Origin of the sequence: Capnocytophaga sp. oral taxon 329 str. F0087 (assembly GCF_000213295.2) — a bacterium.
In the GTDB taxonomy this organism is placed as follows: Bacteria; Bacteroidota; Bacteroidia; order Flavobacteriales; family Flavobacteriaceae; genus Capnocytophaga; species Capnocytophaga leadbetteri_A.
Genome location: NZ_KN389985.1, coordinates 1 through 5753 on the forward strand (window position 1 = coordinate 1; position 5753 = coordinate 5753).

Here is a 5753-nt window from a genome sequence, read left to right on the forward strand (position 1 = left end):
TTTGTCTGCAGCAGACAAAAATTAAAAACAAACCCTTATTAAAAAGTTACTTTTATTACTTGAATTTAGGTTGTTCCTATATCGCTTCTATAGGGAAGGTAGCAGTAGTAGATTTTTCTTCAAAATTGGCAAATTTGCTAATTGACAAATTATTTGTATATTTGTACCCTAAATTTTAATGTTTTATACCAATGAAAAAAGTGTTTTTATCAGCATTAGTGTTGAGCACGATAGCAATGGAAGCTCAGCAATCGTTTTCAGGCTTTCGCGAGAGTCCGTATGCTGGGGTGCTACAAGCTACTACTAACCCTGCTTATATGATTAGCAGCAAGCGCTCTTGGGATGCCAGCCTCTTTGTGCTAAACGTAGGCGTAAACAATGATGCTATTCCGCTTGACGCCGACATCAATAAACGTATTAATGACTTCGTACGCTTAGACGCTTCTAATCCGCTAGCGAAGAATAACGACATCAATGTACGCTTTAATGTAGATGTACTTGGACCATCGCTATTTCTGAAGTTGAACGACAAGCACGCTGTAGGTATATTTACCCGCGTACGTGCTTTGGGTAATATCAACAATTTTGATGCTAAAATGATTCAGTCGTACATTTCTGACTATGACAAGTTAGAGTTGCGCAACAACTACAGCCTAAACCTAAACGACCAAGAAGTGGTAGTACACGGTTTTTCTGAAGTAGGTTTTTCTTGGGCAGGTGAGCTATATTTTGACGGTCATAACGCCATCAAAGCAGGGGCAAGCCTTAAGTACATAATGGGGGCAGGTAACCTATATGCAGGCTTCCGCGACTTCAATGGTACTGCAAGCCTTACTACTGACCCTGCTAGTAAAAAAGTAAACTTGAATATCAATTCTACTAACGGGGTATTCGAGATTGTAAATGGGGGTACTGACTTCCTCAACAATTTTAAGGCTAATTCGCTAATGGGCAAAGAGGCTTCGACAGTAGGTTTTGACCTTGGGGCTACTTACGAATATCGTTTTGATGGTTGCCAGACTTGCCATAACAAGCCTCACGACCTACGTATAGGTTTTTCGATTATGGATATAGGTTCTGTTAGCTATAAAACTAATACAGAGTCTTACCGCTACCAAATGCCAGCTTCGGGTACTGTAACTATGCAAATGGACGAGATTAATGAAGAGAAACTTAAACAAGCTTTTGGTATCAGCAATTCAATGAAAATGGCGCAAAAGACAGTGAAATCATCATTGCCTACAACTCTTAACCTAAGTGCTGACTACCGCGTGTTTGGAGGTTTGTACGTTAATGCTTCAGGGCTTGTGAATCTTACTTCTAAGAGCAAAACAGATGTGTATAACGCTTATTACGCTAATACTTTCTCGCTAACCCCTCGTTTTGATACCAGTGCTTTTGGTGCTTATTTGCCTATCTCTTACAACCAAGTTTCTAAAACTAATATCGGTTTAGGATTGCGTTTAGGGCCTCTTACTTTTGGTTCGAGCTCTGCTATTAGCAACCTTATGAAAACCGCTCACGAGCTTAACTTCTTCGTGGGGCTTCGTTTTGGACATATGGCATATCCTAATAATTAATAATTACCAGTTAATATAAAAAAAGCGGTTCAGCACGTGCTGAACCGCTTTTTTTATTTACTATTATAACTATTAAAACTCGAAAGTACCTACCTCTATGACCTCTTTGGCGTTGCTTAGCCGTACGGTAGTCTCTTGTTGTTTTTGTTGAGGGGTACCGTAGTGGGTGTAGAAGATAATGCGTAAGCTAACCGGCATTAGTTGCTTTTGCGAACTTGTACCAAAGTAATCTACTTGTACTTTGTACTTGCCTTTTACGGCTTTCTTGAGCATAAACTCTTCAGGGCCATAGCCTTGAGTAACATCTTCAGAGATTTTACCGCCTAAATAAGTAAGCTTATTGCTGTAATAGCACTTCTCGTTTTTAGGGTCGGTTACCCATAAGTCCATATCGCAGTTATCGGTATCCCAACTGAGCACTACGCGTACATCAACCGGTTCTTTCTTTAGCAAGCGTTTATCGATATAGCTGGTGTTTATGCCTTTATGGCGCGCTATTAGGCTATTGATGTCGTTCATCGTTACGAGTTGTACATCGCCAAAACGACTGCTCCACAAGCCCGTTACTACTTTATAAAGGGTTTTGACAGCCTCGTTGTACTGAGCGTCATCGGCTAAGGCTAAGCCTAAATCGCGGAAAGATTGCGGTTCTTCTTCGCGCAGTTCGGCTACCTTGCGGAACACTTGTACGGCTTCTTTTTTAGCTTTGTAGCTGCTGAGTTTGTAACCTAGCATACGCAACAGTTGAGGGTCGTCTAAGCCTAACTCGGCTAAGTTAGAGATTACTAAAATAGCTTGTTCTTTATTGCCTTTTTTGAAGAAGTAGTCAGCTACATCGGCATAGAAAGAAGGGGTGCTACCATACTCTTCTTTGAGTTTGTAGTAAGTTTCTACAGCTTTGGCCTCATCGGCGTACTCCATTACTTTTAGGTAAGGCGTATCGGGGTTGTAGGCATTGAGGGCAATGCTACCGGTAGGGGCTTCAGGAGTGTCTTCTGAGTAGCTTTCACTTCTCTTCATTGCTGCATTAGAAGAAATAGCACCCACCATAGTGGTCTTTCTCTGTGGGGCATAGTCCATCACTACTACTTCTTCAAGTTGGTAGGAGTCCTTATCAGAGAGGTTTTGTACATTGGCTACTCTTTCTTCTTTGTTTGCCATAGGGACAGCCTCAGCTAAGCTTAGAGCCTCAGTTTCCTCAGCTTCGACTTCTACAACCGGTTTAGTATTTTTAACTTTCTTAGGGTAGGAAGTTTGCCACCACTTAGTCTGGTCGGCTGATTGCTCAATGACCTCTTCTAAGGATTCTTTAACGGACTCTTTTTTATCTTTCTCTTCTTGTTGTAGATATTTTTGATACTCTTGTAGCAACTCTTTAGGCGGGGTGATACGATAGCGCAGATAGTCGCTTACGGTTTCTAACACTATTAGTGAGTTGCCTTCGGTTACGATGCCGTATTGGCGCCCTACAGCGTCTATTTGCTTTTGGTCAGCCCCAATGCGTTGCAAGTGAGCGATTTGCTTTTCAGCCCATACACGGCGCAAGAGAGCGTATTCGCTTTGACTGGTCGCATTATCCTTGCTAAAACTGATTTCTTGTTGTGCCACTACCTTATTAGGGTAGCCTACTGATACTACTATAGTCGCTTCGTCAGAGAGGAGTTTGCCCGCAAAGGTGAATGTCTCACCGCTAAGAGCAGTGCCTTTTTCTGGGTAAAGGTCTTTTACTTTGCCTTTTTTCACCTCATAGCCTAAGAGCTGAAAAGGGGTGTAGCAGGCTGCTTTTACGGCTTCGGCTGTGCTAAGGGTGGTCAAATCGATAAAGTTACCGCCAGTTGCCCCTGCTAAATACTGCATTTTGGCAGTGTTGGCTACAGCAGTACTATTGATAACAGTTATAGGAGTTTTAATCTGTTTTACCGCTTCGGTTACTGAAAATTCCTTAGCGCCAAAGTTGAAGATACCATCGGTGAAGAACAAATATTCATCGCACTTAGGGCTGAAGCTCATCGCATTACCATCGGTAGCCCCATCGTATTTTAAGTTTTGTAGATAGGCTTTTAGGGGTTGCCAATTGCCATTTTTTACCTCAAAATCAACAGCTTCGGAAGTGCGTATGCTGAAGGTGTTAAGGGTTACCTCGGTGTTCTGAATATGAGAGAAATAGTCGTTTAAGAAAGCGAATGCTTTTTCTTTATCGGCTTGGGCAGCTGAGTGCGATACGTCCCATAGGATACCTAACTTTTTAGGGCTGTTTTTAGGCTGCTGAGCGGTATTGCCCAATGCCATAGTACCGTACAGATAGCTACTATTACCTTTGGTAGCTGTCAGCACTTGGGGCTTTTCTACCTTAGGGAAGGTAAGGGCTATATTCTTATTGAGGGAGTAATTGTCTTTGCTAAGCTCGCTAATATAACTATTGCGCGTCTGTTTGAAGTCGAGCTCAAGACTGTTTTCAATATCAGCTTTCACAAGGCGCGATACTACTTCGGTACGCAGTTTAAACTTCTGTAGCTGGAGTGCAGAGGCGATAGGCAAGAAGTAGAAATCTTGTCCGTTTTTCTGACGTAGTTCTTGCTCGAAAGCGATAAGCACGCGCCGAGAGCCTTGTGCAGGCATAGGGTATACGCGGGCTTTGAAGTTGTTGCCCTCAGTCTTTTCGAGCAGACCTGGGTCTACACCGCGCCGTACGATGTCTTCAAAGGCTTTGCGCCCTAAAGCCTTATCAACAACAACCCCTTCGCGCATCTTGCCATTGATGTCGAGAGCAAAGCGCGATACTTGCTGACCATCGGCAAGAGGGAACTGAAATTCGCCCTCCATTACGCGGGTGTTAGGGTTGTAAAAGGTCATTTCCATAGTAGTAACGGCGGTTTGCCCTACTACCAAAATGTCTACCGAGAGCTCTCGTAGCTCCATAGGGTTGGCATTGCGTTGGTTTACTACCTTAACCTCGGGTAGCGCTGTTTTTTGCGCCAGAACGATAAAAGGAAGTAAAAGTGCAGCAGATGATAAAAAATGTTTCATAGTAATTATCTATTTTATAATTACTACTTAACAATTAGTGTGCCGAAATAATTAATTTGTCACTCAAAAAAACGTCAAAGTGCCATTTTCTCTAAATGCCGCAAAAGGTATCTCGAAGCCCTCTACAGGCTTGCCGTTTAGCTGTACGTATTCTACCAAAGGACTGTTAGCATTCCGACTTACATTCTTTATCAAAAACTTTTTGCCCTCAGGCAATTGCAAAGTTACCGTTTTAAACAAAGGCGTGCCTAATACATAGTTGTCGCTAGCAGGGGTTACAGGGTAAAAGCCTAAAGCGGAGAACACATACCAAGCTGAGGTCTGCCCGTTATCCTCATCACCGCAATAACCATCGGGGGTAGGGGAATATAGTTTGTCCATTACCTCGCGTAGTTTGGCTTGGGCTTTTTGGGGCTTGCCTGCATAATTGTAGAGGTAGATAAGATGCTGTATAGGTTGATTGCCGTGAGCGTAATTACCCATTCCTACCAGCTGCATCTCGCGTATTTCGTGTATGGTAAAGCCGTAATAACTATCGTCAAAAAGTGGGGGCATCTCAAACACTTCGTCTATCTTTTTCTCGAAAGCCTCTTTGCCGCCCATCAGCTGTACGAGTCCCTCAAAATCTTGAAATACCGACCAAGTGTAGTGCAGACTGTTTCCTTCAGTAAACGCATCGCCCCATTTTAGCGGATTGAATGGCGATTGAAACTTGCCGTCCTTATTCTTGCCGCGCATCCATTTGGTTTCGGGGTCGAATACGTTTTTATAGCGCTTAGATTGTTCGTAATACTGTTTAGCAATCTCTGCCTTGCCCTTCTTTTCTGCCATACGCGCAATGCAATAATCGGCATAGGCATACTCAAGGGTGCGGGCTACGTTCTCGTTAATCTTCACATCATAAGGCACATAGCCTAAACTATTGTAGTACTCTACTCCCTCGCGTCCTACCGACTTCACAGGTCTGCCCTCATTTTGAGTAGCGTTTTTGAGCATCGCTTCTAAGAGTATTTCGGCATCAGCAGCTTCTATGTTTCCTTTCAGGTAGGCATCAGCAATGATAGAAGCCGAGTTAGAGCCTATCATACAATCGCGGTGGCCTGGGCTTGCCCATTCGGGTAACCAACCTGACTCTTTATAAGCATT

General features: G+C 43.2%; 3 protein-coding genes. 1 reads left to right on the forward strand and 2 read right to left on the reverse strand.

Annotated features, from left to right (window positions below; all coding sequences use genetic code 11):
* The first annotated feature begins 191 nt into the window (after positions 1 to 191).
* Positions 192 to 1580 (forward strand): DUF5723 family protein, encoded by a 1389-nt coding sequence (locus tag HMPREF9074_RS00995; protein ID WP_009391404.1) that lies wholly within the window; start codon positions 192 to 194, stop codon positions 1578 to 1580.
* A 72-nt stretch (positions 1581 to 1652) separates the two neighbouring features.
* Here HMPREF9074_RS00995 and HMPREF9074_RS01000 read toward each other — a convergent pair whose 3' ends face one another.
* Together HMPREF9074_RS01000 and HMPREF9074_RS01005 are read right to left on the reverse strand one after the other, a co-directional pair.
* Positions 1653 to 4607 (reverse strand): VIT domain-containing protein, encoded by a 2955-nt coding sequence (locus tag HMPREF9074_RS01000; protein WP_009391406.1) that lies wholly within the window; start codon positions 4605 to 4607, stop codon positions 1653 to 1655.
* Positions 4608 to 4670: 63 nt separating this feature from the next.
* A partial coding sequence (locus HMPREF9074_RS01005; RefSeq protein ID WP_034539376.1) for a glycoside hydrolase family 92 protein occupies positions 4671 to 5753 on the reverse strand: 1083 nt, incomplete at its 5' end.